The 25552-nt window shown below is 61.2% G+C and carries 26 protein-coding genes and 1 tRNA gene; 18 read left to right on the top strand and 9 right to left on the bottom strand.

What is annotated here, in order from left to right; genetic code table 11:
* The first annotated feature begins 73 nt into the window (after positions 1-73).
* The 6 genes from DW899_RS02185 to hisE all read left to right on the top strand — a co-directional run bounded on the left by DW899_RS02185 (position 74) and on the right by hisE (position 3347).
* Complete coding sequence (locus DW899_RS02185; protein WP_233539870.1) at positions 74-775, top strand: imidazole glycerol phosphate synthase subunit HisH; 702 nt, start codon at positions 74-76, stop codon at positions 773-775.
* Positions 772-1515, top strand: coding sequence for a HisA/HisF-related TIM barrel protein (locus DW899_RS02180; RefSeq protein WP_117648476.1), 744 nt, complete (start codon positions 772-774; stop codon positions 1513-1515). Before DW899_RS02185 ends, DW899_RS02180 begins: the two co-directional genes overlap by 4 nt.
* 3 nt (positions 1516-1518) lie before the next feature.
* Positions 1519-2301, top strand: a complete 783-nt coding sequence (hisF, locus tag DW899_RS02175) for an imidazole glycerol phosphate synthase subunit HisF (protein WP_117799852.1) — start codon at positions 1519-1521, stop codon at positions 2299-2301.
* Positions 2302-2448: 147 nt separating this feature from the next.
* On the top strand, positions 2449-2790 hold the full coding sequence (gene hisI / locus DW899_RS02170; RefSeq protein WP_089573591.1) for a phosphoribosyl-AMP cyclohydrolase: 342 nt from the start codon (positions 2449-2451) through the stop codon (positions 2788-2790).
* A complete protein-coding gene (locus tag DW899_RS02165; protein WP_117799851.1) occupies positions 2787-3014 on the top strand; it encodes a hypothetical protein in 228 nt (75 codons plus the stop codon). Before hisI ends, DW899_RS02165 begins: the two co-directional genes overlap by 4 nt.
* Before the next feature lie 15 nt (positions 3015-3029).
* Positions 3030-3347: a phosphoribosyl-ATP diphosphatase gene (gene hisE, locus DW899_RS02160; protein ID WP_117757622.1), complete on the top strand. Its 318-nt coding sequence runs from the start codon at positions 3030-3032 to the stop codon at positions 3345-3347.
* A gap of 29 nt (positions 3348-3376) precedes the next feature.
* Here hisE and DW899_RS02155 read toward each other — a convergent pair whose 3' ends face one another.
* The 3 genes from DW899_RS02155 to DW899_RS02145 all read right to left on the bottom strand — a co-directional run bounded on the left by DW899_RS02155 (position 3377) and on the right by DW899_RS02145 (position 8517).
* Positions 3377-4288, bottom strand: coding sequence for a PHP domain-containing protein (locus DW899_RS02155; protein ID WP_117799850.1), 912 nt, complete (start codon positions 4286-4288; stop codon positions 3377-3379).
* Positions 4289-4518: 230 nt separating this feature from the next.
* Positions 4519-4938, bottom strand: a complete 420-nt coding sequence (locus tag DW899_RS02150; protein WP_117654881.1) for a nitrous oxide-stimulated promoter family protein — start codon at positions 4936-4938, stop codon at positions 4519-4521.
* Positions 4939-8517, bottom strand: coding sequence for an ATP-binding cassette domain-containing protein (locus DW899_RS02145; RefSeq protein ID WP_117799849.1), 3579 nt, complete (start codon positions 8515-8517; stop codon positions 4939-4941). It abuts the gene before it with no gap.
* A 384-nt stretch (positions 8518-8901) separates the two neighbouring features.
* Between DW899_RS02145 and larC the strand changes: the two genes are divergently transcribed.
* From larC to DW899_RS02115, 6 genes are all read left to right on the top strand, one after another.
* Positions 8902-9387: a nickel insertion protein gene (gene larC, locus DW899_RS02140; RefSeq protein ID WP_117799848.1), complete on the top strand. Its 486-nt coding sequence runs from the start codon at positions 8902-8904 to the stop codon at positions 9385-9387.
* A gap of 73 nt (positions 9388-9460) precedes the next feature.
* The gene (gene yfcE, locus DW899_RS02135; protein WP_117799847.1) at positions 9461-10009 is read left to right on the top strand and encodes a phosphodiesterase; all 549 of its coding nucleotides are present in this window, start codon (positions 9461-9463) and stop codon (positions 10007-10009) included.
* 2 nt (positions 10010-10011) lie between these two features.
* The gene (mazG, locus tag DW899_RS02130) at positions 10012-10872 is read left to right on the top strand and encodes a nucleoside triphosphate pyrophosphohydrolase (protein ID WP_117799846.1); all 861 of its coding nucleotides are present in this window, start codon (positions 10012-10014) and stop codon (positions 10870-10872) included.
* A gap of 189 nt (positions 10873-11061) precedes the next feature.
* Positions 11062-12351, top strand: a complete 1290-nt coding sequence (gene eno, locus DW899_RS02125; protein ID WP_099432260.1) for a phosphopyruvate hydratase — start codon at positions 11062-11064, stop codon at positions 12349-12351.
* Between the two features lie 186 nt (positions 12352-12537).
* Complete coding sequence (locus DW899_RS10745; RefSeq protein ID WP_233539869.1) at positions 12538-13308, top strand: hypothetical protein; 771 nt, start codon at positions 12538-12540, stop codon at positions 13306-13308.
* Positions 13309-13329: 21 nt separating this feature from the next.
* Positions 13330-14331, top strand: coding sequence for a hypothetical protein (locus tag DW899_RS02115; RefSeq protein WP_117799845.1), 1002 nt, complete (start codon positions 13330-13332; stop codon positions 14329-14331).
* Positions 14332-14634: 303 nt separating this feature from the next.
* Here DW899_RS02115 and DW899_RS02110 read toward each other — a convergent pair.
* Both DW899_RS02110 and DW899_RS02105 read right to left on the bottom strand, forming a co-directional pair.
* Positions 14635-14719, bottom strand: a tRNA-Leu gene (locus tag DW899_RS02110).
* A 31-nt stretch (positions 14720-14750) separates the two neighbouring features.
* On the bottom strand, positions 14751-15374 hold the full coding sequence (locus DW899_RS02105) for a hypothetical protein (protein WP_117799844.1): 624 nt from the start codon (positions 15372-15374) through the stop codon (positions 14751-14753).
* Positions 15375-15537: 163 nt separating this feature from the next.
* Between DW899_RS02105 and DW899_RS02100 the strand changes: the two genes are divergently transcribed.
* Both DW899_RS02100 and DW899_RS02095 read left to right on the top strand, forming a co-directional pair.
* Positions 15538-15825 carry a PTS sugar transporter subunit IIB gene (locus DW899_RS02100; protein WP_055252380.1) on the top strand — a complete coding sequence of 96 codons (288 nt, stop codon included), beginning with the start codon at positions 15538-15540 and terminating at the stop codon, positions 15823-15825.
* Positions 15826-15836: 11 nt separating this feature from the next.
* Complete coding sequence (locus tag DW899_RS02095) at positions 15837-16211, top strand: VOC family protein (RefSeq protein ID WP_117799843.1); 375 nt, start codon at positions 15837-15839, stop codon at positions 16209-16211.
* Between the two features lie 295 nt (positions 16212-16506).
* Here DW899_RS02095 and DW899_RS02090 read toward each other — a convergent pair whose 3' ends face one another.
* Genes DW899_RS02090 through DW899_RS02080 form a run of 3 tightly spaced genes read right to left on the bottom strand, consistent with a single transcriptional unit; the run spans position 16507 to position 19132 of the window.
* A complete protein-coding gene (locus tag DW899_RS02090) occupies positions 16507-17802 on the bottom strand; it encodes a cell wall metabolism sensor histidine kinase WalK (RefSeq protein WP_117799842.1) in 1296 nt (431 codons plus the stop codon).
* Positions 17786-18571, bottom strand: coding sequence for a response regulator transcription factor (locus tag DW899_RS02085; RefSeq protein ID WP_117799841.1), 786 nt, complete (start codon positions 18569-18571; stop codon positions 17786-17788). The genes DW899_RS02090 and DW899_RS02085 overlap by 17 nt, the downstream gene beginning before the upstream one ends.
* Before the next feature lie 18 nt (positions 18572-18589).
* Positions 18590-19132 (bottom strand): DUF4342 domain-containing protein, encoded by a 543-nt coding sequence (locus tag DW899_RS02080; protein ID WP_117799840.1) that lies wholly within the window; start codon positions 19130-19132, stop codon positions 18590-18592.
* Positions 19133-19635: 503 nt separating this feature from the next.
* On the opposite strand from DW899_RS02080, the gene DW899_RS02075 reads away from it, so the two are divergent.
* Together DW899_RS02075 and DW899_RS02070 are read left to right on the top strand one after the other, a co-directional pair.
* Positions 19636-20310, top strand: coding sequence for a type IV toxin-antitoxin system AbiEi family antitoxin domain-containing protein (locus tag DW899_RS02075; protein ID WP_199408775.1), 675 nt, complete (start codon positions 19636-19638; stop codon positions 20308-20310).
* Positions 20311-20325: 15 nt separating this feature from the next.
* Complete coding sequence (locus tag DW899_RS02070; protein ID WP_199570243.1) at positions 20326-21216, top strand: nucleotidyl transferase AbiEii/AbiGii toxin family protein; 891 nt, start codon at positions 20326-20328, stop codon at positions 21214-21216.
* A gap of 69 nt (positions 21217-21285) precedes the next feature.
* Here DW899_RS02070 and DW899_RS02065 read toward each other — a convergent pair whose 3' ends face one another.
* The gene (locus DW899_RS02065; RefSeq protein ID WP_117799839.1) at positions 21286-22722 is read right to left on the bottom strand and encodes a hypothetical protein; all 1437 of its coding nucleotides are present in this window, start codon (positions 22720-22722) and stop codon (positions 21286-21288) included.
* A gap of 290 nt (positions 22723-23012) precedes the next feature.
* Here DW899_RS02065 and DW899_RS02060 point away from each other — a divergent pair, with 290 nt between their 5' ends.
* Complete coding sequence (locus DW899_RS02060; RefSeq protein WP_117799838.1) at positions 23013-23930, top strand: hypothetical protein; 918 nt, start codon at positions 23013-23015, stop codon at positions 23928-23930.
* Between the two features lie 38 nt (positions 23931-23968).
* Positions 23969-25453, top strand: coding sequence for a VirD4-like conjugal transfer protein, CD1115 family (locus DW899_RS02055; protein WP_117799837.1), 1485 nt, complete (start codon positions 23969-23971; stop codon positions 25451-25453).
* The last annotated feature ends 99 nt before the right edge of the window (positions 25454-25552 follow it).

The raw sequence follows: 25552 nt of genomic DNA, 5'->3' as shown, positions 1-25552 counted from the left end.
CAAGGGTAAAACCACCACGAAGATGCCTGTCCTCTTTGTGGTGGTTTTGGATGATGAGAAGTGGAGGGGTCGCGTGGGCGAACCGAAGATCGTGGTGGTCGACTACCACAAGGGCAACTTGTCGAGCGTCGTGCGCGGGCTTGCGCGCGCCGGTGCTGCCGCCTGCACGTCGGACGATCCGGAGCAGATCCGCAACGCCGACGGCCTGGTCATCCCGGGCGTGGGTGCGTTCTATGACGCGATCGCCTTTATGCGTCAGAGCGGCGAGGAGGCGGCCGTGCTCGATGCCGTTGCCGCCGGAACTCCGCTGCTCGGCATCTGCCTGGGCCTTCAGCTGTTTTTTGAGCGCGGCAACGAGGGCGTGCCTGCGAACGAGGACGCGGACGCGGACGACGATGCCTCCGAGCAGGCCGGTGGTCCCTGGGTCGATGGCCTGGGCATCATGCGTGGCTCGTGCACGCACCTGGAGTCGAGCCGTCTGAAGGTCCCGCACGTGGGCTGGGACCAGGTGCGCATGACGCCCGCCGGTGCGGCCGATCCGTTGCTTGCCGGTTTTGCCGAGGGCGCCAACATGTATTTCACTCACAGCTACGCGGTGGCCGACGACGTCGATGCCGCCGATGTGTTGGCGCGCACGCACTATACACGGAGCTTCCCGTGCATCGTGCGCCACGGCAACGTGTGGGGCTGCCAGTTCCATCCCGAGAAATCCTCTGCGCTGGGTCAGCGCATCCTTAAGAACTTCGTGAGCATCGTCGAGGGGGCCGGCCGATGATTCTGTTTCCCGCAATCGATTTGATCGGCGGCAAGGTCGTGCGCCTGGAGCGCGGCGACCGGAGCCGCTGTAAGGTGTATTCTGACGACCCCGTGGCCGTTGCCCGCTCCTTTGCCGAGCAGGGCGCGAGCTGGGTGCACGTCGTCGACCTGTCCGCTGCCTTTGGCGAGGACGAGGACGCGTGCGCTGCCAACTTGGCAGCGATTAAGGCCATCTGCGGCGTCGACGGTCTGTCCGCGGACGTGGGCGGCGGCGTTCGTTCGCTCGCGCGCATCGACGAGCTGGCCGGCTACGGCGCGCGTCGCATCGCGCTAGGCACGGTGCTCGTGACCGAGCCGGGATTTGCCGAGGTGGCGGCGCAAGGCTTTGGCGAGTTACTGGTGGCAGACATTGCCGCCCGTGACGGCCAGGTCAAGGTGAATGGTTGGCGCGACGGCGCGGGTGTGGCGCTCGACGACGCCGTGGCGCAGCTCACCGAGCTGGGCTTTAAGCATCTGGTGTATACCGACATCGCGCGCGATGGCATGCAGACGGGCATCGACGTGGCGGCGTATCGCCATGTGGCCGAGGTCGCGGGCTTTCCCGTCGTGGCTTCGGGCGGCATCTCGACGCTCGACGATATCCGCGCACTGGCCGCGGTGGGCGAGGATGCCATCGAGGGTGCCATTACCGGTCGTGCGCTCTACGAGGGCAACTTTACGCTGGCCCAGGCGTTGGCCGCCGCCCGAGGGAAGGAGTAGCCCATGCTTGCCAAACGCGTGATTCCCTGTCTGGATGTTAAGGACGGCCGCGTGGTCAAGGGCGTCAACTTTGTGAGCCTGCGCGATGCTGGCGACCCGGTGGAGCTGGCGCGCGCCTACGACCGCGAGGGTGCAGACGAGGTCGTCTTCCTGGACATTACCGCGACGAGCGACAACCGCGCGACGACCATCGAGATGGCGGCGCACGCGGCCGAGGAGCTCGCTATTCCCTATACCGTGGGCGGCGGTTTCCGCGACTTGGCGGGCATGCGAACCATGGTTGCCGCCGGTGCCGACAAGGTGTCGCTTAACTCTGCCGCCGTGCGCGATCCGTCGTTGATCAGCCAGGCCGCCGCGGCGTTTGGCAGCCAGGCCGTGGTCGTGGCGATTGATGCCAAGCGCGTGGGCCTGCCCGGTCAGCCGGATGCCGACAAGTGGGAGGTCTTCACGGCGGGCGGTCGCAACGCCACGGGTATCGATGCGGTGGCGTGGGCCGAGGAAGCGGCTCGTCGCGGCGCCGGTGAGATCTTGCTCACCAGCATGGATCGCGACGGCACCAAGGCTGGCTTCGACCTGGCACTCACCCGCGCCGTGGCGCGCGCGGTGCCGATCCCGGTGATCGCAAGCGGCGGCGTGGGCACGCTCGAGCATTTTGCCGAGGGCGTGATCGAGGGCGAGGCCGATGCCGTGCTGGCGGCCAGCGTCTTTCACTTTGGAACTTTCAGCATTCGCCAGGTGAAGGAGTATATGGCCAGCCAAGGCATCCCTGTGAGGCTGGACTTCTAGTGCTGCGGCTTGCCCAGGCACCGCATCTTGCCGCTCAAACCGTCGCTCGCGTACCAAAGTACGCGTCGCTCCTCTTTCGCGGCAACCTGCGGCACCTGGACAACCCTCGCCGACCTGTGGGATTTCGTTTGTTACTTGGGAGAAATGATGACTGAGGTAATAAATGCTACCGAGCTTAAATACGACGCCCGCGGGCTGATTCCTTGCGTGGTTCAGCAGCATGACACCGGTGAGGTGCTTATGGTTGCTTGGATGAACGAGGAATCGGTGGGGCTGACGCTCAAGACCGGGACCACGTGGTTTTGGAGTCGCAGCCGTCAGGAGCTCTGGAACAAGGGCGCGACGAGTGGCAACATGCAGGAGGTCAAGGAGCTCTGGGCCGACTGCGATAGCGATACGCTGCTGGTCAAGGTGGACTCACCGGGCCCGGCCTGCCATACCGGCAACCGTACCTGCTTCTTTAAGCGCGTGGAAGGGGGAGTGCGATGAAAGTCGTGACGCCGTTCGAGGTCGCCGAATGCAACACCGAGCTCCTCCGCGCGGGCGTGCCATGCCGCGTGCACCTGACTGATGCCTGCGGGGCGCAGTCGCTTTGGCTCGAGGCCGAGAAGGAAAGGCTCGATGAGGCTCATGCCGTCATCGTCGAGTTCTTTGAGAAAAAGGGCGCAAAGCCTCGGTTCGATGAGACCGGCACCTACTTTACGCTGCAGTAACGAGAGGAAATAACCATGGGAGTCAGAACAGCTAACGTGCAGCCGGGAAATATCGGCGAGACGCTGACGGGACTGGCCGAGGTGATTCACGGTCGTCGCGATGCGTCGCCGGAGGAGAGCTATACCGCCCGTCTGCTGACCGACGTCGAGGACGAACTGCTCAAGAAGCTTGCCGAGGAGGCGAGCGAGGTCATCATGGCCTGCAAGGACAACGACCACGACCACATCCGCTACGAAGCCGGCGATCTGGTCTACCACCTGCTCGTGACGCTCGAACGCTACGGCATCACCCTCGACGAACTGGCCGGCGAGCTCAACGCCCGCCGCCACTAGTCGTTTAAGAACGTCCCTAACGGCTAGTCTTAGGCGAGGGACGTGGATTCCCATTCGCCGGTGGGGTGGGGGATATCGAAGGTTCGATAACCGCAGTCGTAGGCATGGGCCTGAGCCTCGCGGATATTCCAGCAGATATCGCAGGCGCGGTGTGCGTCCGAGCCAAAAGTAATCGGCACCTCGGCGTGGGCGAAGCAACGCAACAGCCCGGTCGCGGGATAGTAGTCGTCGAGGCCCTTGCGCGGTGCGGCGGTCGAGACCTCAACGCGGCGACCCGTATCGTGGGCGCATGCGGCCATCTGCTCCCAAAACGGCGCCGGGTCAAAATCGGGCGCAAAGCCTTCCTTCGAAAAGCGCATGACCAGGTCGGGATGGGCCATCACGTCAAAGTTGAGTGAGCTTTCGCAAGCACGGCACCAGTCGTCGACGTAACGCTCCCACACGCCGCGCACGCCTAAGTTTTCCCAAACGTGCAGGTTGGTGTCGTCGTCGATCCAACCGCAAAGGGAATCGGGCATATCGGGGCGAGCGACGTTTTCCGTTCCCGCCGTACCCGCGGCACCGGCCATGATATCGCCGGGGTCGCCAATCCAGTGCACGCTGCCCAAGCGCACTATGGCACCCGCGGACCAGCGCTCTACCAAGGGCTCGCAGCCCTCGTACCAATCGCATTCAAAACCGTAGATAAAGGTGAGCTCCGGCGCAATCTGCGCGGCGAGCTTGCGGGCGTCCTCAAAGGCCAGACGATGTGCCGGCAAGTCGCCCTCGACAACCTGCACTTCGCGGTTGGCGTCCATGCTGGCGGGCAGGGTGAGGTGGTCGGTCGAGACCATGACGCGGCAGCCGGCGGCCGCGGCGGCGCGGATGTTCTCCTCAAATGTGGCATGGCCGTCCGAAAACGAAGTATGGGTGTGGCAATCGACCAGCGGGCATGCTGGCATGGCGACTCCTTTGCATTTGGTGAATCCGCTCCATTGTAATGGTGCAGCTCTCAACACGCCGCGCACGCCGGGGGTCGAAATCGATCGGAAAGGCTGCGCGGTGCGGCCTCGTTTGCTCTCAAAACGTGTACGTCAGCCTCCAAAAGCTGCAAAAAATGACATGTTTGGAGGCTGACGTACACGTTTGAGATGAGGACGAGGGGCGGGGCGGCGCGTGCCGGCGCCGGCGACTACTTGCTTCGTGCCGCCACGCGTTTGGCCTGCACCGTTACCATCGCGTGTCTTACGGCGGTGATGGGGCGATAGCGGATCATACGCGGTCCCGACCAGCGCATGATCTCGCGGATCTTCTCGCGCATGGCAGGCCGGTAGCAATGCGAAGGACAGGCCGAGCAAAATGTCTTGGTGCCCATGTGCGGGCAGTGCTCAATGCGCGCGATGGCGTATTTCTGCAGCTCGGCGCATTCGGGGCAGAGCGTAATGGTCCGAAGGCCGAGCTTCACGCGCACGGGCTCATCGTCGCCAGCCTGTTCGACCGCATGCCCGCCGCCATGATGCCCACGACACCACAGCGCAATCATCTGCGACACCATTTGGGCCTCGCGCTCACGTTTGCGTGCCAGCTCCGGTGTGTCGGCGGTGCGCGCCATCTAGCTCAGCCTCCCGTGCTCGACCGAAAGCGAGCAATCGGCAAAGGCGCAGGTGCTGGCACGGTGGCTTACAAGTACGATGGTCTTGCCGCGGCGCTTGAGCTCGTCAACGGCCTGCATTACGGACGCCTCGTTGAGGGCGTCGAGTGCGCTGGTGGGCTCGTCGAGCAAGATGAAAGGCGCGTCGTTGAGGAAGATGCGCGCAAGGCCGATGCGTTGGCGCTCGCCGCCCGAGAGCGAGTCGCCCAGCTCGGCAACCGGGGTGTCGAGACCCTGCGGCAGGCGGTCGATGAGGGCGGTAAGCGAAGCGGAGCGGCAAGCGTCGAGCAGCTCGGCATTGGTGGCGTTGGCGTGCGCGACCAGCAGATTCTCGCGTACGGTGCCGCAGAACAGATGCGTGTCCTGGGTCATATAGGCCTCGTGGCTGCGCAGGCTCGCCGTGTTGATGTGGCGGGCATCGACGCCGCTCACCGTGATGGTGCCGGCTGCGGGGTCCCAAAAGCGCATGAGCAGCTTAAGCAGCGTCGACTTGCCCGAACCCGAGCGCCCCATGATGCAGGTCATGGTACCGGGCGCAAAGGTGCAGGTCACGTCGTCGAGGATGAGGTCGGCTGCGGATGAGGCCGGGAGCGCGTCGTCTGCAGAGTCTGCACTGTGCCCGCCCGCATAGCTAAAGCTCACGCGCTCGGCCGCGGCACCGTCAAAGTCAACATCCTCGCCGCCTGCGACCTCGGCGCATTGGGGCTTCTCGTCGAGCAGGTCGAGCACGCGTGCACCCGAGGCGAGTGTCTCTTGCAAAGAGGCGCCCAGACGGCTCACCGCCATCACCGAGCCAAAGGATGATACAAAGGTAAAGACTGCGACAAACGCCGAGGCCATGTCGATTGCGCCCGCGGCCACCAGCTGCAATGCGCGGGTGAGCATCACCAGGTTGGCGATAAGAATGAGAGCATCGGCCACGGCTTCGCTCGCTGCCTGGCGGCGCTTGAGGCGCGCATCGATGGCGCCGACCTGCTCGGTCAGCTCGGCCAGTTCGTGGCTGCGCTCGCTGCCGCCGGCAAACTGGATGGTCTCGCTCGCGCCGCGGAGACTGTCGAGCACAAAAGCGCCCAACTTGCCCGCGCCCTCGCGGCTCTGACGCCCGGTGGCGCCGCATGCCTTGGAAGAAACCAGCGGCAGCAGCACGCCCAGGCACAGATAGCTCGCCAGCGCGATGCCCGCGAGCTGGGGGCTCACGGAAAACAAAAAGGTCTCGAACACGATGGTGCATACCAGGGCGATGGCGATGGCGATGGGTGAGATGGTGTGCGCGTAGAAGACCTCGAGCAGCTCGATATCCGAGGTGACGAGGCTTACGAGCTCGCCCTTGCCGCGACCCTCGAGCTTGGCGGGGGCCAGCTGGCGCAGGGCACCAAAGATCAGGTCGCGGATGTGCGCGAGCAGGCGAAACGCGATGTAGTGGTTGCAGAGCTGCTCTCCGTAATGGAGCGGTCCGCGTGCGATGCCGCATACGGCGCAGGCCGCGCATGCGGCGGCAAGACCAAGCCCCAAGGCGTTGTCGCCCAGCGCAGCCATAAGGCCAAAGCCGCCAAACGCCGGAACAAATGCGGCGGTGAGCATGCCAATGCTGCCCAGGGCAACGGCCAGTACAAGCCAGCCGGCAAGCGGGCGCACGAGCCCCATCATGCGCCACATGATGGACGGCGCCGAGCGGCGGGCGTGTTCGGCTGCCGGCGCCGCGGCGGGTGACGCCTCGCCGGCAGCGCCTGCCGCGGTCGCGCCCATGCCCGCGGTGCTCTCGGCAGCAATCTCGACGCCATCGCCCTCATCCCCGGCACCCTCATCATTCGCATAAGCATATGCCGAGAGCTGCTCTTGGCTATTCCACATACGTGCATAGACGCCCACGTCTGCAAGCAGCTTGCTATTGGTACCACGCTCGGCAATGCGTCCGCGCTCCAGCACCAAAATCTGGTCGGCGTTTACAATCGTCGACAGACGATGCGCCACCACGATCACGGTGTGCTCACCGGCAAGCGATGCGATGACCTCGCCGATCGCGGCTTCGCTCGCAGCGTCCACATTGCTCGTAGCCTCGTCAAACACATAGATCGGCGAGTCGTGCAGCAGGGCGCGTGCCATGCACACGCGCTGGCGCTGGCCACCCGAAAGGTTGGTGCCGCCCTCGTTAATCACCATGTCGAGCCCGCCGTTGGCCTGCACAAAGGCCGCCACGCGCGTGCGGCCGAGCGCGCGCAAAAGCTCGGCGTCGGTGGCGTTGGGCTGGGCGAGCAGCAGGTTGTCGCGCAGGGTGCCGGCAAACAGGTAGCCGTTGGTGGGCACCAGGGTGACGGCACGCATGAGTGAGGCGGCCGTGGCATCGCGCAGCTCGACGCCGCCAATGCGAACGCTGCCACGGTAGGCACCCTTGCGGCCCGCGATAATCCCCGCGAGCGTGGACTTGCCGCCGCCGCTTTCGCCCACGAGTGCCACGAGCGAGCCGTGCGCAATGGTCGCGCTGGCGCTGTCCAGCACCGTGCGGTCGCCGTATGCATAGCTCACGCCCGCGAGCTCGATATCGCCGCGACCGTCAAGCTCAACATCGCCGCGCTCGGGCTCGGGCGTATCCAAAATGCCAAACATGCGGCGCGAGGCGGCCATGCCGTTCATGGCCGTGTGGAACAGCGATCCCAGGCGGCGCATGGGCAAAAAGAACTCCTGCGACAGAAAGACGACTAGAAAGGCCGCCTCAAAGCCAATTTTGCCCGTGGCGAGCTGCAGCGTGGCTACGATAATGCCGAGCGCGGCGCCCATATAGACGACCAGGTCCATAACGCAAATGGAGCGCAGCTGCATCACCAGCAGGCGCATGGTCGCTGTGCGGAAACGCTCGGACTCGGCGTTGATGCGCTTGTGCCAGTCGCGGTCGGCCTGATACACCTTAAGGGTGGTAAGACCCTGAACGGCCTCCAGGAACATGCCGCCCAGATCGACGTAGCTGCCCCAATACTCGGAACCGATCTTTTTTGCGTTGCGCATGACCATCATGATGGAGATGGGGATGACCGGGACGCATACGAGCAGCAGCGCGGCGGGAAGTCCCGCTTGGCCTACGAGCAGCACGAACAGCGTGATGGGTGCCAGGCCGGCAAAAAAGAGCTGCGGCAGATAGCCGCCAAAGTATACCTGGAGTTGCGTGGCGCCCTCCACGCTGGTTTGCACGGCCTCGGCGGTGGGGACGGTTTCGGTATAGGACGGGCCGAGCGCGGTGAGCTTGTCGTAGACGAGCGAACGCACGCGGCGGACGGCTTTGAAGGCGGCCTTGTCACCGGAACGCTGCGCCAGATAGATGGCGGCGGCGCGCACGATGATGGCGCCGGCGAGCGGCAAGGCCGCCTGTGCGAGGGCATCGACGGCGAGCGCGGCGGAAAGACCGTCCGTGACGATGCCGCCCAAGATGCGCGCAAGCACCCACATCACCGTGATGTTTGCCATGAGCGCGATCCATTTAAACAGGACGCTCGCCACAATGTAGGGCGTTGCCTGCGGAACCAGGGAGAAGAACCGCTTCTCGAACATGAAACCTCCGATGCCGTAACGGTGTCGGGCGGGGTCCTCGGCAGCCGATTAGTTAGCCAAATGCAACTAGAGTAACATCGTGCAGCAGGTAAGTATGCCGAGGGTAATTTTTTAGCCGATGAACTGCGTAGAAAGTCCAAAATTGTTGAGTGCAGCGAACTTTATGGCGGACGGAGTGCAGGCGCAATTCTGATCGTGTGCGGCCCCGCTCCAAAACGTGTACGTCAGCCTCCGAAAGCTGCAAAAAATGACATGTTTGGAGGCTGATGTACATGTTTGGATAGGGGCGAGGGCGGCGACGGACGAAAGTCACGCCTGTGCCACGTCCGATGTGCTAGCGTTTGGGTGAACAAAACGAGCCCGTGCGGAAAGGATCCGGACCGTATGCAACGTGGAAGTACATCTCCGCTGTCCCGCGAGACCGATGCGCCCGAAACCATCGTCAAGCTGGAGTGCGACATCGACGATGCATCGCCCGAGGTACTCGCCTATGCCGCCGACCGCCTGCGCGAGGCAGGTGCGCGCGAGGTGCACTGGCTGCCTCTCTACTGCAAAAAAGGTCGCCCCGGCTGGCAGCTGCAGGTGATCTGCTCGCACGAGGATATCGAGCGCCTACAGACGATTATCTTTTTGGAGACCACGACCAACGCCGTTCGTCGCCAGGTGATGGAACGCGTCTGCCTGCCGCGTCGTTTTGAGCAGGTAGCGACGCCTTGGGGCGAGGTATCCGTTAAGGTGGCGACCCTGCCCGACGGCAGCGAGCGTGCGGCTCCCGAGTACGAGGATTGCGCCCGTCTTGCCCGCGAACATGGCGTGCCGCTCCAGCGCGTGATGCAGGCGGCACAAGCCTCGACACTGCGATTTGAGTGATGCGGTGGCTGGGCTCCACATCCGCCGGACCCCGTATTCAGCCCCCATCAACCCCACTCTGAAAGGACTCCCCATGAAATACCTCATCGCCTCCGACATCCATGGCTCGGCATACTGGGCCGAGCGCCTCTGCACTGCCATCGAATCCGAACAGCCCGACCGCATCGTGCTGCTGGGCGACCTGCTCTACCACGGCCCGCGCAACGACCTGCCGCGCGACTACGCTCCCAAGCGCGTGATTCCGCTGCTCAACGCCCTGGCCGACCGCATCATCGCGGTGCGCGGCAACTGCGACGCCGAGGTCGACCAGATGGTGCTCGACTTCCCTGTCATGGCCGACTACGCCACGTTGTTCGACGAGACCGGCCGCGAGCTGTTCCTGACACACGGCCACGTCTTTGGCGCCGGCATGCACAACAGCGTTGACCATGCGCCCGCGCTGCCCGAGGGCTCCGCGCTCGTCTACGGCCATACGCACATCAAGGTCAACGAAGCGAGCGAGACGCACCCGGGCCTGTGGCTCTTCAACCCCGGCAGTGTGAGCATCCCCAAAGACGGCACGCACAGTTACGGCATCTACGAGGGCGGCGCGTTCCGCCACGTGATCATGGAGGAGGACTAACCATGGCCGAGCATATGGCTCAGCAAAATGCCGAGGGTTCGCGCGACCTGTCGACGTTGGTAGACGCGTCGGCCGAGCTACAGCATCTGGTGCAGACCATCTGGCGCCTGCGTCAGCCCGACGGTTGCCCGTGGGACCGCGAGCAGACGCACCGCAGCATTGGCAAGAACATGATCGAGGAGGCTTACGAGGCGCTCGATTGCATCGAGGCCGACGACGCGGCGCACCTTCGCGAGGAGCTGGGCGATGTGCTCATGCAGGTCGTGCTGCATGCGCAGATTGCGGCGGACGCCGGCGAGTTTACGCTGGCCGACGTGGCGCGCGATATCGACGCCAAGCTCATCCGGCGCCATCCGCACGTGTTTGGCGATGTGGATGCCGACAACTCCGACGAGGTGCTCAAGATCTGGGACGAGGTCAAGCTTGCCGAGAAGGCCGCTAAAGACCAGGCTGTGGCGGCAGGCGAGGCCGCGCCCGAGGGTCTGCTCGACGGCGTGCCCACGCACCTGCCGGCGCTGATGCAGGCTCAGAAGGTGTCGCGCAAGGCGGCTGCCGTGGGCTTTGAGTGGGAGACGGTCCAGGACGTGTGGGACGAGGTCGCCGAGGAGCGTGCCGAGTTTGAGGCCGAGGCTCCCGGCTCTCCCGAGCGCGAGATGGAGTTTGGCGACCTGCTCTTTGCCCTGGTCAACGTTGCGCGCAAGGAGGGGATTGACGCCGAGAGCGCCCTGCGTGCCAGCACGGCAAAGTTCCGCCGCCGTTGGGCTGCGATGGAGCAGATGGCGGCCGATGCCCATGTGGATCTAGCCGAGCTTTCGACCCACGGCCTCAATGGCCTCTGGGATGCCGCAAAGGCAGAGGAGTAAGACTGCGGGGGCGACGGGACGGACTTGTCCCATCGCCCCCATTATTTTTTAAAAAGATTGTATCCCTTGGCTAACTCAGGGCATAATGCAAAAAGTGCGATAAGGCTAACTTATGAACCTGCGCGCCGCTGTAGCGTGCAAGCCGTGTCGCCAAACATTCAACCCGTTTCCAAGTGAGAGGGAGACAACATGAGCGATATTTTGGATGTCTACGGTCGCGAGGTACTCGACAGCCGCGGCAATCCCACCGTCGAGGTCGAGGTCGTGCTCGAGGACGGCAGCTTCGGCCGCGCGATGGTGCCTTCGGGCGCTTCGACCGGCGCCTTTGAGGCATGCGAGCTGCGCGACGGCGACAAGGGTCGCTACCTGGGCAAGGGTGTCTCGCAGGCCGTCGAGCACGTCAACAACGAGTGCGCCGATGCCGTCGTGGGCCTCGATGCCTTCGATCAGCGCGCCGTCGATGCCGCGCTGATCGCCGCGGACGGTACCCCCAACAAGACCAAGCTCGGCGCTAACGCCATCCTGGGCGTGTCGCTGGCCGTCGCCCGCGCCGCTGCCGAGTCGGCGGGCCTGTCGCTGTACCAGTACCTGGGCGGTGTCAACGCCCATCTGCTGCCCACGCCCATGATGAACATCCTCAACGGCGGCGTGCACGCCGATAACAACGTCGACTTCCAGGAGTTCATGATCATGCCGGTGGGCGCCCCGAGCTTTGCCGAGGGTCTGCGCTGGTGCGCCGAGGTCTACCACACCCTCAAGGGCGTGCTGCACGAGGCCGGCTTGGGCGGCGGCGTGGGCGACGAGGGCGGCTTTGCGCCCAACCTCAAGACCAACGCCGAGCCATTCGAGTACATCACCAAGGCCGTCGAGAAGGCCGGCTTTAAGCCCGGTGTCGACTTCATGTACGCCATGGATCCGGCCTCGACCGAGTTCTACAACGCCGAGACCGGCATGTACGAGCTCAAGGGCGAGGGTGTTGAGTACACGAGCGCCCAGATGGTCGATTACTGGGAGAAGCTCGTCGACACCTATCCCATCATCTCCATCGAGGACGGCATGGCCGAGGAGGACTGGGACGGCTGGGTTGAGCTCACCCGTCGCATTGGCAACAAAGTGCAGCTGGTGGGCGACGACCTGTTCGTCACCAACACCGAGCGCCTCAAGAAGGGCATCGAGCTGGGCGCCGCCAACGCGATCCTGGTCAAGGTCAACCAGATCGGCACGCTCACCGAGTCGCTCGAGGCCATCGAGACCGCCAAGGAGGCCGGCTACGCTTGCATCGTGAGCCACCGCTCCGGCGAGACCGAGGACTCCACGATCGCCGACCTGGTCGTGGGCGTCAACGCCGGCCAGATCAAGTCGGGCGCCCCGTGCCGCAGCGACCGTATCGCCAAGTACAACCAGCTCATCCGCATCGAGGACGAGCTGGAGGGCAGCGCGCGCTACGCCGGCAAGTCTGCGTTCTACAACATTCGCTAAACAAGCGGTGCTCGCGGGGGCGGGGTTGACTCGGCTCCGCTCCACTTCTGATGGCCGCCATTGGGCGCTGGGCCACACGGCTCAGCGCCTTTTTTATGTCGAGCAAAGGCTGGCGAAGACGGTGCGCATGCTCGTGCTATAACTAAAAGACTTAGCGCAAACAAACCTCAACCGCACAAGGCGCACATGGATCAGATTTACGACAACAGGTACTATTCCGCCGGTTCGCGTGAGCCGTCACCTCGCCGTGCGCGCACGGTGCAGCTCGGCGGGTCCGATTACGCCGGCGCCGACCGCTCCATGCAGCGACCGACAAGTGCCTCACGCTCCCGTGCTCAAATGAATACACCGACGGACCGTCCGCCACGTTCGGTGCGCCCGGCGCATTCGGAGCATGCTCAGCGTTCCTCGGATCAAACGCATGAAAAGCCGAGTAGGCCCTCGAACCGTCTTTCGGGCTCGGACTTCATGCATTACGCCAACGATAACGCGGTGGTCAAGGCAATCTACGACTTTACCCACGGTCCCCAGCGAGGGCTGTTTGTTGGCATTGTCGTCGCCCTGGCGCTCGTGAGCCTGTACTTCCCCGTGCGCGACCTGTATGTGGCAAAACGCTCGAGCGACATCTTGGCCAAGCAGGTCGAGATTCGCGAGCAATATAACGACGACCTGCAAAAAAGCGTCGACAAGCTGCTCTCGGAGGAGGGTATCAAGGACGCGGCATCCGAGGACCTGGGCCTGGTGATGCCCGGCGAGAAGAGGATTGAAGTGCAGGGCCTGGACGACGATTCTGATGCCTCGTCGAGCAAAAAGTCCTCAAACGCCAAGAAGGCCAGCGAAGTTGCCAAGGAAATCGAAGAAGTCGGCAAGGATGCGCCGTGGTACATCCAGACGCTCGATATGCTGTTTGGATTTAACGGTGTCGAGGGCCAGACGGTCGTGTCCAACGGCAAGTAGCGCCCGGAAGGGGAGCCCGCAATGACAAATTGCAAACGATATAAGGTGGCGGCGATTGACCTGGGAACGGTGTCGTCGCGACTGGTTCTGGCCCAGGTGGAGAGCGGGGCGATCGTGGAATCGTCCAAGCATACCGAGATTACCGATTTGGGCGAGGGCGTGGACGCGACGGGACGCTTTTGCGAGGCGGCCGTTGAGCGCGTGCTCGCTGCGTGCCGGATGTTTGTGGACGAGGCGCGTACCTTTGGGGCCGCGTGCGTCTGCACCACCTGCACGAGCGCCGCGCGCGATGCGTCCAACGCCGCACTGCTGCTGGACGGCCTGCGCGATCTGGGGCTTGAGCCACAGGTGATTCCGGGCGAGGTCGAGGCACGTCTGACATTTTTTGGCGTGGCACACGACTTTGCCGGCGAGCGTATCATTGTTGCCGATTCGGGCGGCGGATCCACGGAGCTCGCGACTGGCGTGTACGCGCCGGAGCGCGGGGTCTTTGCGCTGGAAGGGACGCGCTCGCTGGACATCGGTTGTCGCCGTGTGACAGAGCGGTTTTTCTCGGCGCTGCCACCCTCGCGCGGCGAGCTTGCTGCCGCTGCCGCGTGGGCAGGCGAGCAGTTCACCGCCTATTTTGAAGGCCTGCCCAGCGACTTTGAGCGCGCCGAACGCTTGGTCGCAGTGGGCGGCACGGTGACTACGCTGGTGGCTCTGGTCCACGAGCTGGAACCGTACGATTCGAGCTTTGTGCACCTACGCGAGCTGTCGCTGGAGCAGGTCTCGGCCGCTATCGAGCGCATGTCCTCGCTGGATGTTGCGGGCATCGCCGCGTTGCCAGGCGTGCAACCCAAGCGTGCGGGCGTGATCCTGGCTGGTGCTGTGGTGATTCGCGAGCTCATGCGAGCCGGTGGCTACAAGACGCTCACTGTAAGCGAGAACAGCCTGCTCGCCGGCATGGCCGCCACCATCAACGAGACTCTCGACGGCGCCACCCCTACCATCGGCTGGACCCCGAGCCTGAGCGCCTTTTAAAAGTAGTCAAAAAAGCTCTGTCCCAAATGAGCTGCTCGGCAGTTGACGGCGTCCAAAAGAAACGAGCCCGCATCCCTGGGGGGGACACGGGCTCGAAAGCTCCATATGGTAGGGGCGGTGGGATGTCTGCGTATTTGCTGCGCAAATCCGCACCGGCTTCGGCCGCCTGCCGGCGCCCTCGCCGGCTCGCTACGGACGCTGCGCGTCCGCTTGACGCTCGCCCCCTCGCGGGTTCGAGTCCCACCGGCGTCCAAAAGAAACGAGCCCGCATCCCTGGGGGGACACGGGCTCGTAAACAATACGTGGTAGGGGCGGTGGGACTCGAACCCACAATCCTTGCGGCGAGAGATTTTAAGTCTCCTGCGTATGCCAATTCCGCCACGCCCCCGTGAGACTAGAAGTCTAGCACAAGCCGCCCGTTACGCGTTGACAGCCATCGAGTGCCGGCCCGACTTTTCCAAGTACTCGGCAAACTTGGCCTCGTCGCCCTTGTTCTTGTACTGTAGGGCCAGCAGGTACTCCAAGCGGCAACCCTTAATCTTATCGTCGCCGGCATCTTCGAGCATGCGCTCCAGCTCGGGAATGTCGTTGTGGCGCTTCAAGATCATCGTGTCGTACATCAGTTGGCATTCGTGCGCGACTGACTCGGCCTGGCCGCCCTCAAAGCCCTTGATCTCGTGCAGCAGCTCCTTGGACTTTTTGCGGTCCTCCTGACCAACGTAGTAGTTAAAAGCTTTGATCACCAGGTCGACGCGCTGCATTTTGGGCAGGTTAAGCCCCAGCAGCAAATCGAACATCTCGTCGGCGCGCTTGTGGTCCTCGCGCAGCAGATAGGAGTTCAGGCGCAGGTAGTCGCGGTTGTAGCGCGGGTACAGCATGCTGGTGAGCTTGCTGTCGAGCAAACGATCGAACTCGTCCCACTGCTTGGCAGCCATAAGCTGCTGCAGGCGTTTAAACGTGGTGCGTTTTTTGACGCTAAAGAACACCGACACGGCGATACAGATGATGACGACGGCGGTCCAGAGTGTGCGGGAATCGGGCATATTGAGCTCCTCGGTCGCTCGTAAAACAAGCGGTATGACAATGCGTGCTAGATGTATTATACGCAGCGTGCAAGCAAACTGGCACAAAAGTGCATCGAGGCCGAGCACCATCGCTCGCTGCGGTACACTTACTTAAAGTAAACCATGAAGGGAGACATCACCTATGAAGAAGATCGTTTTGGCTTGCGGTGCTGGCGCTGCTACTTCCACGCTCGTTGCCCAGAAGGTCGCCACCATGCTCGACGCCAACGGCTACGCCGGCAAGTACGAGATCGTGCAGTGCGCCATCTCCGAGGCCAAGGACGCTTGCGACGAGGGCGCCGACCTGCTGATCGCCACCACTGTTGCCCCCGAGGGCCTCACCTGCCCGTACGTGAGCGGCGTGCCCTTCATGACCGGCATGAACCGCGTTGCTGCCGAGAAGGCCGTCCTCGACGTTATGGCTCAGTAGGCGCTGACTGTATGAGTGAGCAGAACGCCAATCCGGTCGAGCTCTTTGGCATGCGCGTTGCCCATGTGGGCATTAACGCCACTGACCCGGCAGACGCCCTGGAGATCGCGGAGCTGTTCTCGACGATGATGGGCCTGCCCGTCATCGAGACCCCGGTTTCGTACTTTAACGATTCGCTGGTCGAGGTCATGAAGCAGAACGGTCGTGGCGCCAAGGGCCACATCGGCTTTGCCGTCAACGACATCGATGCGGCCGAGAAGTGGTTTGCCGAGCGCGGGCTCGAGGTTAACGAGGAGTCGCGCGTGCTGCTGCCCGACGGCGGCACCAAGCTCGTGTACTTTAAGCGTGAGTTCGCCGGTTTCGCCGTGCACCTGTGCCGCGAGTAGCGTACAAGCTGCCATAGCTAACGAAAAATGGGGTAAGGCTACGTGGCCTTACCCCATTTTTAATGCCGAGAGGGTGACTGACGGGCTGCCGTAAAACGAAGGTGAATGGTTTCCCATGAAGTGAACGAGTGAAATCGGACCTCTGGAGCATCGACACTTTGGAGGCACCGTTTCCTGCGGTTTCGTAAGGTTTTTCCTGCAGTTTTGGCGTCAAAAAGTGTGGATGCTTCGGGGGTCCAAAATAGGTCGTTCACTTCGCGGAAAAGCATTCACCTTCGATTCGTGAGAGACGCCCCTACCGCGGCAGGCGAATCGTAAAGCGGCTGCCGACGCCCTCGACTGAGGTCACGCCAATGACACCACCATGGCTATCGACGATCCACTTGGCAATGGCAAGCCCCAGACCCGAGCCCTGCGCGCCGGCATCGCGTGCGTTGTCGGCGCGGTAGAACCGTTCAAACGCGTGAGCTGCGGATTCCTGGTTCATGCCGATACCCTCGTCCTCAACACTTATGTCGATCGTGCCTGCGCCCGCATCCGGCGCTACGCCAAACGAGATGGGCGTGCCCGCGTCCGAATACTTGGCGGCGTTTTGCACGATCACGCGCAGAGCCTGCTTCACGAGCGCCACGTCAACGGGCGCGTCGCAGCGCGGGTCGCTGACAAGCGCAGCGTCGTACGCCAGTCGATACGTGTGCGCGGCATCGATCATCTGTGACTCCTCGCATACCTCGCCGACCAGCGCGGCCAGGTTGGTATTCGCACGCCGCAGGACCGTGCGTCCGGCGTCGCCGCGTGCCAAAAACAGCAGCTGTTCCACGAGCTCTTGCATGTGCTCGCTTTCGGCCTTGAGGGACGCGATGGATTCTGCCAGCACGTCCGGGTCGTCTTTGCCCCAGCGGTCGAGCATGTTCACGTAGCCCTGAATCACCGCGATGGGCGTTCGTAGCTCGTGGCTTGCATCGTTGACAAAGCGCATCTGCTGCAGCTTTGCCTCTTGCATCTGGCGCAGCAGGCGGTTGAGCGCGACCTCGATGCTTGCCAGGTCGGCGTCGCCGGTGGTGACGCTCGGCGAGTCGACGCTTGCGCGCTCGATGGCCTGCTCCAGCGTTTCCATCTTGCCGCCGGAGAGCTGCATGCGGCCGAGTTCGTCCACGCGCAGGGCCAGATCGTTGAGCGGCGCCATGGTGCGGCGCACGCGGCGGGCGCCGCCGAGCATGTTGAGCACGCTGATGACCTGCCAACCCACAACGACAAGGTAGAGAGGCCATAGCGTGACGAGGTCCTGCGCGAGGGGGAAAGTCTTGGTGGTACGCGCAAGCTCGACGGTATAGGTGAGCGTTATCAGGTCCCAGCCGCGCGCGGGCGTCAGCGACATGCCGCGAACGGTGGCGCTGGGGATCCATCCTGCGGTAAACGCGCCGTTGGGCAGCGTCTGGTTGTATCCATAGACGAGGATCGCCGCCGCAATAACCAACAGTAACAGATCGAGCCAGATGTGGCTCATCAAGCGGCGCCACATATAGCTCCAGTTGATGGCGCGGGCGATGGAGGTGACGCGCTTGACCTCGGCGTTACGCACGGCAGACATAGCCCACCCCGCGCACGGTCTGGATGATGCGGGCGCCGCCGGCGTCCTCAATCTTGGCGCGCAGGTGCGCGATGTGCACGTCGACGTTGTTGGTGTCGCCTACGTAGTCGTAGCCCAGCGCCTCGTGCGCGATGCGCTCGCGCGTGAGTACGGTCTCGGCATGCGCCATAAGCAGGGCGAGGACATCGAACTCGCGGGCCGTGAGCGCGATGGGCGAGCCGCCGACCGTGACTTCGCGGCGGTCGGGGTCGAGCGCAACCGAGCCCACGGCGAGCGCAGCGGGGGAGGGCACGGCAGCGGTCTGGGCCGTGTCGGTTGCCGGGGACATTGTGGCGATACCGGCGGCCGTGCCGCTCGCTACGCCAGCCCCGGCCCCGCCGCCGCCAACGCCCGAAGCCGCCCGCACGGCTTCCGAGCGCTTCAGCGCCACGCGGATCCGTGCGAACAGCTCCTCGATCGCAAACGGCTTGGTCAGGTAATCGTCGGCGCCGGCGTCGAGCCCGGCAACCTTGTCCATCACGGCATCGCGCGCGGTGACCATGATCACTGGCGCATCCTTGTGCTTGCGTATGCGCCGCAGCACCTCCATGCCGTTGAGCTGCGGCAACAGTACATCGAGCAGAATCAGATCGTAGTCGCGCTCCAACGCCAGGTCAACGGCGGTGCGTCCGTCGGCGGCGTGCTCCACCTGGTAGCCCTCGTGCTCCAGCTCGAGTGTCACAAAGCGGGCGATTTTCTCCTCGTCCTCTACGATCAGGATTCGTGCCATGCGTGCCCCCGTCTGCGATTACTTGTCGTCGTTGAGATTTTGCTTGATGTCGTCCGCGGCGTTAGCAGCGCTATCCATAAGGTTGTTGATGCTGCCGGGCACGTCGCCGTCGCTGTCGATGCGGTAGCGCATGCCAAAGAACAGGCCAATCAGCATCAGCCATATCGTGGCGCCCCAGGCAAACAGCGCGACGATGGGAATCAGGATGGGGATGTTGAGGATGATCGCATCGCGGCGCGTGGCGATAAACTTGGTGTCCAGACTCAGGCGGAAGAGCTTTTTGAGGTACTCCCACACGCTGTCCATCTTCTTGGAGAAGTCGGTCTTTTCACTCGACTTTTCGTAGGCTGCCTGCGCGGCGACCATCTCGGCCGAGGGCTCATCGACTGGCGCGGACTCGGTGGCGGCATGCGCCGACGTGGTCTGGGTCTTGCCCTGCGACTCGAGCCAAATGATGGCATCCAAAACGTTGCCGTCGGCAGCGTCGAGCGCCGCCTTGGCATCGGTGTAACTCGCGTTGCACTTGGTGCGGATGGTTTCAACTTTTTCGAGGTCGTCCATGACCTGTCCTTTCGTTCGATGGGCGCGACGCCGGGCGACCTGCCCGGGCGCGAGCGTTGCGTTCGTCGGCCTGCGTTGCGCGGTCCCGCCCGCCCTTGGTCGAACTCTATAGTGCAGGTTATAGATTAAGCGATTCTTGAGCCAAGATTAATGTTGGATGAGTTTTTGGGTGGTGCGGAGGCGGGCAGGGGCAGAAAAGGCAGGTTTTGCGTGGCGTGAAGGAGGGGCGGTCTGATCTTTGGGATAGCTGATAGCGAGGTCTAATACTTTTCCGAGAAGTGAATGAGTGAAAACGGACCCCCGAAGCATCGACACTTTAGAGGTGCCGCTTCCTGCGGTTTCAATGCTGAAATCCCACGATTTTGCCGCCGAAAAATGCGGATGTTTCAGGGGTCCAAAAACAGCCGTTCACTTCGCGGAAAAGTATTAGACCTCAATAGCGGGGGATGGGGTGCCGGTGCAAAACGGCGTCAGAAATGGGGTAAACAAGGCAAACGGATCTAATGGATCAAAAATCACGTTGCAAAAGTATGAAAATATCCTACAATTGCAGCATGAAGTACTTTAGTAACATAGCGGCGATAAGCGAGCTTTCCGAGAGCGAGGGCGTGTTCACCACAGCCCAGGCGGCTCGCATGGACATCTCTCGAGATGCGCTGGCGCACTCATGCCGCGCAGGGCGTCTTGAACGGATATGCCACGGCGCCTACCGGATGTCTGGAACGCAGCGCCGAGACACCGACGAACTCAACGCCTTTTGGAAGCTCACCAATCCCTCCCTTTGCGCGTGGGAGAGAAAACGTCAGTGGGATGGCATCGCCGTGAGCGGTACGACAGCGGCGAACCTGCAGCAAATGGGCGATTTCTATCTGTCCCCCTACAGGATGACCGCGCCCATGCGTATCAATACAAGAAACGAATCCCTTTCTTTTGTAAAGCGCGAGATTGCTGAGCGGGACATCGTTTGGCTCGACGGCCTGCCGGTAACTAAACCCGAGCGCACGCTTGTCGATCTTTGCCTCGATTGCGAGGATCCCTCATTAATTATCGATGCCTATCACGACGCGCTTGGACGTGGACTCGATATACAACGGCTGAAGGATCTTGTAGAGGAGAACTCTAAAACCGCCAAACGACGCGAGCTGATGGCGCCTTTGCTGATGGTACTGAACGGGTAATGCGAAACGGAGGACATGGTGAAGTACAAAACGCCTGCCGCATTGGAGATGGCTGTTAGGAATGCCGCAAGAGAATCACCAATGGATACTAATCGGGCAATCGTCGGTTTCTACTTTCATCGCTTCCTATGTCGCGTTTTTTCAGAAGATGACGGCAGCTTTGTGCTCAAGGGCGGTCAAAGCGTCCTGGCGCGAACACTCGATGCACGTGTCACAAGAGATATTGACTTGGTTGCTCAAGAGGAGAGTCTCGAAGAGGCTATTGTCGATCTGGTGCAGGCTGCTTCGATTGATCTGGAGGATTTCGTTTCGTTCGTCTTTGATCGTGCAGAGCAAATCAAAGAAGAAGATGAGTATCGGTGCGGTGCGAAGGTGTGGTTCACCCCCTTTATGGGAACCAAGAAGCTACAGCCAATTTCAATTGACTTGGTAATTGATGAAGTGCGGGGACTTGAGCCTGAGGTTCTTGCGCCGATCGATCGTCTGAATATCGAGGGGCTCCCAGTCTGCGACTATCGAGTATGCCGAGTGGAGAGTGCCCTTGCAGATAAATTGCTCGCAATGATAGAGATGCATGAGGGCCGTGCTTCATCGCGAATCAAGGATATAGTCGACATCTTGGTGTACGCGAAAACTTGCTTCGTCGATGGGGCTACGCTTGTCGAGAGGGTCGAGAAAGAAGCGTCTGCCCGCAAAGTGGCAATGCCGGAAGAGTTCGTGGCGCCTCTCTGGTGGAAACAAAATGGTTCTGCACAGTACGTAAAGATGGCGAGGCAGGCGGGGGTACTTGATCTCGCGGGGAACATTGCTGGGGCAGAAGAGGTCGTCAATCGGTTGTATACACCGTGCTTTAATCATTCGGCGAATGTGTGCAAATGGAATCCTCAGACCACGGGATGGGAATAGGCTAGATAGTTAAGCCGGCGGCAGAATTAGTTCCTGTCGCCGGCTTAAGACGTTTCTACTGCCTATGCGCTATTCGCAGGTCTGGTCGACCACCTGGGTGACGGCCTTTTTTGCGCCTTCGAGGTCGCGCTGGGCTTGGGCGACAGTGGCCTCGGCTTGTTTCTTTGTCCTTACGACCTCGGCAAAGCGATTGATGGATTCGCTATACTCGCGTGTGCGCGGGTCGAGCGCCGGCGGGACTTCGATCTCAAACAGGTCGCTAGGACGGATGGCGCGGATGCTGGCTGCTTCAGTTAATGCTTGAATCAGCTGCGCCCCGTGGCCTTCGGTAAGGTATCCAACAATTATCTCCGAAAACACTACGCGCTCATCTTCGGTCATCGTTTGGAATGACGGGCGAATGACGGTGGTGTTATGCGAAGCAACCAGATGCTGCTTAGCGTCATCGGAGCTGACGACGAGCAGGTTGGACGCGCCGTAGCGACCCAGCATGCGCGGCATGACGATATCTCCAGCGCGGAGCTCATAACGATCGAGAACGCTGGGGTCCACCTTTACGAATTTAGAATCCGAGCTATTTGCACTCTCCACAGCATCTGCGGGTAGAAGGTTGCCGTCTTGAAAATCCTGAGATGAGATGCGGCGTACCTCGATTGCATCAATGTCGTTTGATGTGGTACTCTCGCGGGGCATAAATGGAGCTACTCGCGTAAAAGCGTCACCGAGCGTAGCCCTGTAGTTTCGGGTGAGGCTGATAAGGCTGATTTTGCCTTTTGAGAGGGCTGCGCGATGCAGTAGCAATTTACGCGTGGCAAAAGTGGACGTTTCGATAGGCGTTGATCTGGGCGTATTGGTATCAATGCGGGCCCAGTCGGGGGAGATAGCAAAGGTGATATTTGAGTAATACGATGTTTCTGTCACATATCGAAAACGCGGTCTGGATTCGATTGCGCTGCGAAATGCAACGCTGCGATTTCCTGAAGACAATATGAGAAGCGCGCTTGTCATGTAGGGCCTGGGTTCAGAAAGCGGCAAATACACGACGCTCTCGATGAGTCCTTCGCGTATCAGGATCGTGCGCGCCTGCTCGGCTTTATCGAGTAGGTCGGCGGGCAGCACTACGGCTGCGCGAGTGCGATTCGAAAGGGCGAGCGCATACAGACACCAAATAAAGGGACCCCAGTCACAGAAATCGAGGTAGCCAGGCTCTAAGTAATCGATCAAGGCGATACATTCTTTTTCGATGTCGTGTTTGCCCGTACAGTAATACCCCGATGCGTCGATAAACACCGGAGCCTCATCGCCATTGCCCGCGCCCTGCCTGCCGGGTTCAAGCTCGCAAATATCGGGTACGCCGTTGCTGTTCAGGCTGAAACATTCACGAAGCGCCTTACAGTCGATGGCGCCAGGCAGACGGACGGTGAGTAGACGGCTGCCCTGCTCCAGATTAAGCGCGCGTGAGAGGGCGGCGGCGGTGAGACGTGGCAATGATGTTGTTTCACGCATGTATAGAGCCCTTTCTTCTTAGTGGGTTATATATTAGCAGAAAAATTTGAAAATTTCTAATGACGAGAACAAAGTACTGTGCTATCCTCGAAGCAATCCAAAACCAACTCAATACAAACTGCTTGATGCAATCGCTACACAGCCTTTAGGTAAACTGCGCTGTCAAGCAGGGTGATTTCACTAACGAAGCTACAGGTTAGGTCGATTGTCATCGTCCATGCCTCAGACCATTCTAAAACCTAGAACAGACTTATCGACAAACATCCGCAACCGGATAGGAAGAAGCATTCATGAAGAATGAAGACAGCATTTACGAGGTGTTCCTCAACACGATCGACGAAGATCTCCGCAGCATGTGCAAAAAGAACGGGAAGGCAGAGATGCCGTTTCCGTATCCGTACTGCGGCGAGCGGGATACCGAGCGCTTGGCCAAGGCACTCGTTGACGTGCTGGAAAAGCACTCGCCCGATATTCCCGGGCTGGTGCCCGAGCAGTATCGAGACGATGTGCACGAGGCCCGCGAGCTTTTGGCCGCAGCGTCGCTCGCTTTGCTGTCGCTGTATTTTCCCCAGCGCGATAACTGCGCGCACTGCATGGCCATCTTAATTGGCATGTTTGAGCACGGAAACAATCCGCGCTTTAAGTCGAGCGGTGTGCGCATGTTCGAGCAGGTTACGACAGGTATGAAGTACTCGTCCGAACAAGGTGGATATATTCTGTCTCGCTTTGTGCGAAGCATCGACTACAAAAGACCCTGCGACCACGTGCATCGCGATGGGTCGCGCGGTTTTACGGCGGACGAGGACGATGCCGTCATGTTTTATAAGCGCTATCTCAAGGTGCAGAGACGCGTCTTCGATACCAGTCCGCGTTTCAACTTTGAGTTATGCGTCAAACGCCCGTTTGAGGCACTTTCGGACAATCGGGAGAACTTTTATTGCATGGAGGAAAAGATGGAAATCGATTTGGCAACTAAGGTACGGGAGCTCCAGGACCGCTACACCCTCAACTTCGCTCAGGCCAAAGAGTATGACCTGCTCGACAAGCTGATGATTGATGCATTGCTTGCATATCTGCGCGACGGGTCAGTCTCAATCGCGGCGCGTGAGAGCTATGTGGCGCAAACCGAGCGTCTGATTGACGGTGCGGTCAAGTTGCCGTGTGCGACGAGCCCCAAGGAGGGCACCGGCGTCGACCGTATTTCCTAGCAATCACGCAGAACTATCGACAAGAAAGGGGCCGTGCCATGTCGGTCATTAAGATGTACGGCTACGAGGCCGCGCAGCAAACGGAGTATCAGACCAAGAAGTGGGCGACTAAGGAGGAGATGCAGGCGCTGTCGTCTGGCGATGAGCAGCGCGATGTGATCCTGGCTAAGGGTGCCACGGTGGCGTTCTACGAGGACGACAAGCATTGGGAGACGAGCGTGTCCAACAATGTGTTTGCCTTTGGCGGTACCGGCAGCGGCAAGACGGCGAGCTTCGTTTTGCCCAACCTGCTCAATCACCACGAGTGCTGCTATGTGGTCACGGACACCAAGGGCGAGCTGCTGCGCCGTACGGGGAAGGGCTTCGAGGAGGACGGCTACGAGGTAACGGTTCTCGACACCATCAATCCCGAGCAGTCGTCCGGGTACGATCCTTTGCGCTACGTGATGGATGTCGAGGACATCCCCACCACAGTGGCGTCAATCATGGAGGGGGTCGATCCTGACAGGCATAGCTTTAGGGACGATCCGTTTTGGGACAATGCGAGCGATCTGCTACTTCGAGCGATTATTGGAATCCTGTTCCTCTTAGAGTGCCTTGCCGGCACATTTGCGCCGGACGGGGATCCCGCAGCTCCGCGACGCTATCTTAAGATGAACAACGTCTTTAAGCTGGCGGCACTCATCAAGGTTACGGGAGATGGCGAGGGACGATTCCCGCTGGATCACCTTGTGGAGCAGGTGGAGTCCAAGGAATTTCTTGGCAAGTATGATGCTGCGAACGCGGACCTGTATGGCGTTGAGCAGTATCGTGATTTTCGCGGAGCTGCCGATAGGACGCTTAAGAGCATTCTGATCACGCTCAACGCGACCATCTCGCGGCTTAAGACTCCCCAGCTCATGCGCGTCTTTGAGAAAGATGAGATGCGCCTCGACCGTATCGACGAGGGCAAGCGCGTGATCGATCTTAAGGTGAGCGACAACGACTCGACCAATGCATGGCTTGCGAACGTTGCCCTTAAGCAGCTGTTTAACCTGGCCCAGCGCCGCGCCGACGCCAATCCCAGCGGGCATTTGCAGCGCCGCGTGCAGTTTATTCTGGATGAGTTTCCCAACGTGGGTCGCATTCCCGATTTTGAGCGGAGTATTGCGACCGTGCGCAGCCGTGGTATTAGCTTTTTGATGTGCGCGCAATCGCTGAGTCAGCTCGATGGTGTGTATGGCAAATCCGCAGCGCTTACCATCCTCGATAACTGCGACAGCTTGATCTATATGGGTGGTGGCAGCAACATCGCGACACAGGAATACATAAGCAATCTGTGCGGCGAGTCGGTTTTGGGCACCAATTACGTGGGCGCCGAGCGCACTGCCGTCGATGTGCGCGGTTGCGTGATAACCCCGGGCGAGGTGGGGCTTATGCCGCGCACCGATTGCCTGGTCAAGGTGACCGGCATGCGTCCCTTCCGCGCCAAGAAGTACTTCTGCGGCGACCATCCCAACGCGGCCAAGTGGCTGAGGGATTAACCCTTGCAGCCTCGCGCATTCTGACCTGTATTTTGGCTGCACGGCCTCTGTTTGCCATGTGCCGTGCGGCCAGTTTCCCTTATCGATTCCATCTAGAGA

Source organism: Collinsella sp. AM41-2BH (assembly GCF_003468085.1).
In the GTDB taxonomy this organism is placed as follows: domain Bacteria; phylum Actinomycetota; class Coriobacteriia; order Coriobacteriales; family Coriobacteriaceae; genus Collinsella.
This window is presented reverse-complemented; position numbering and strand designations above follow the sequence as displayed.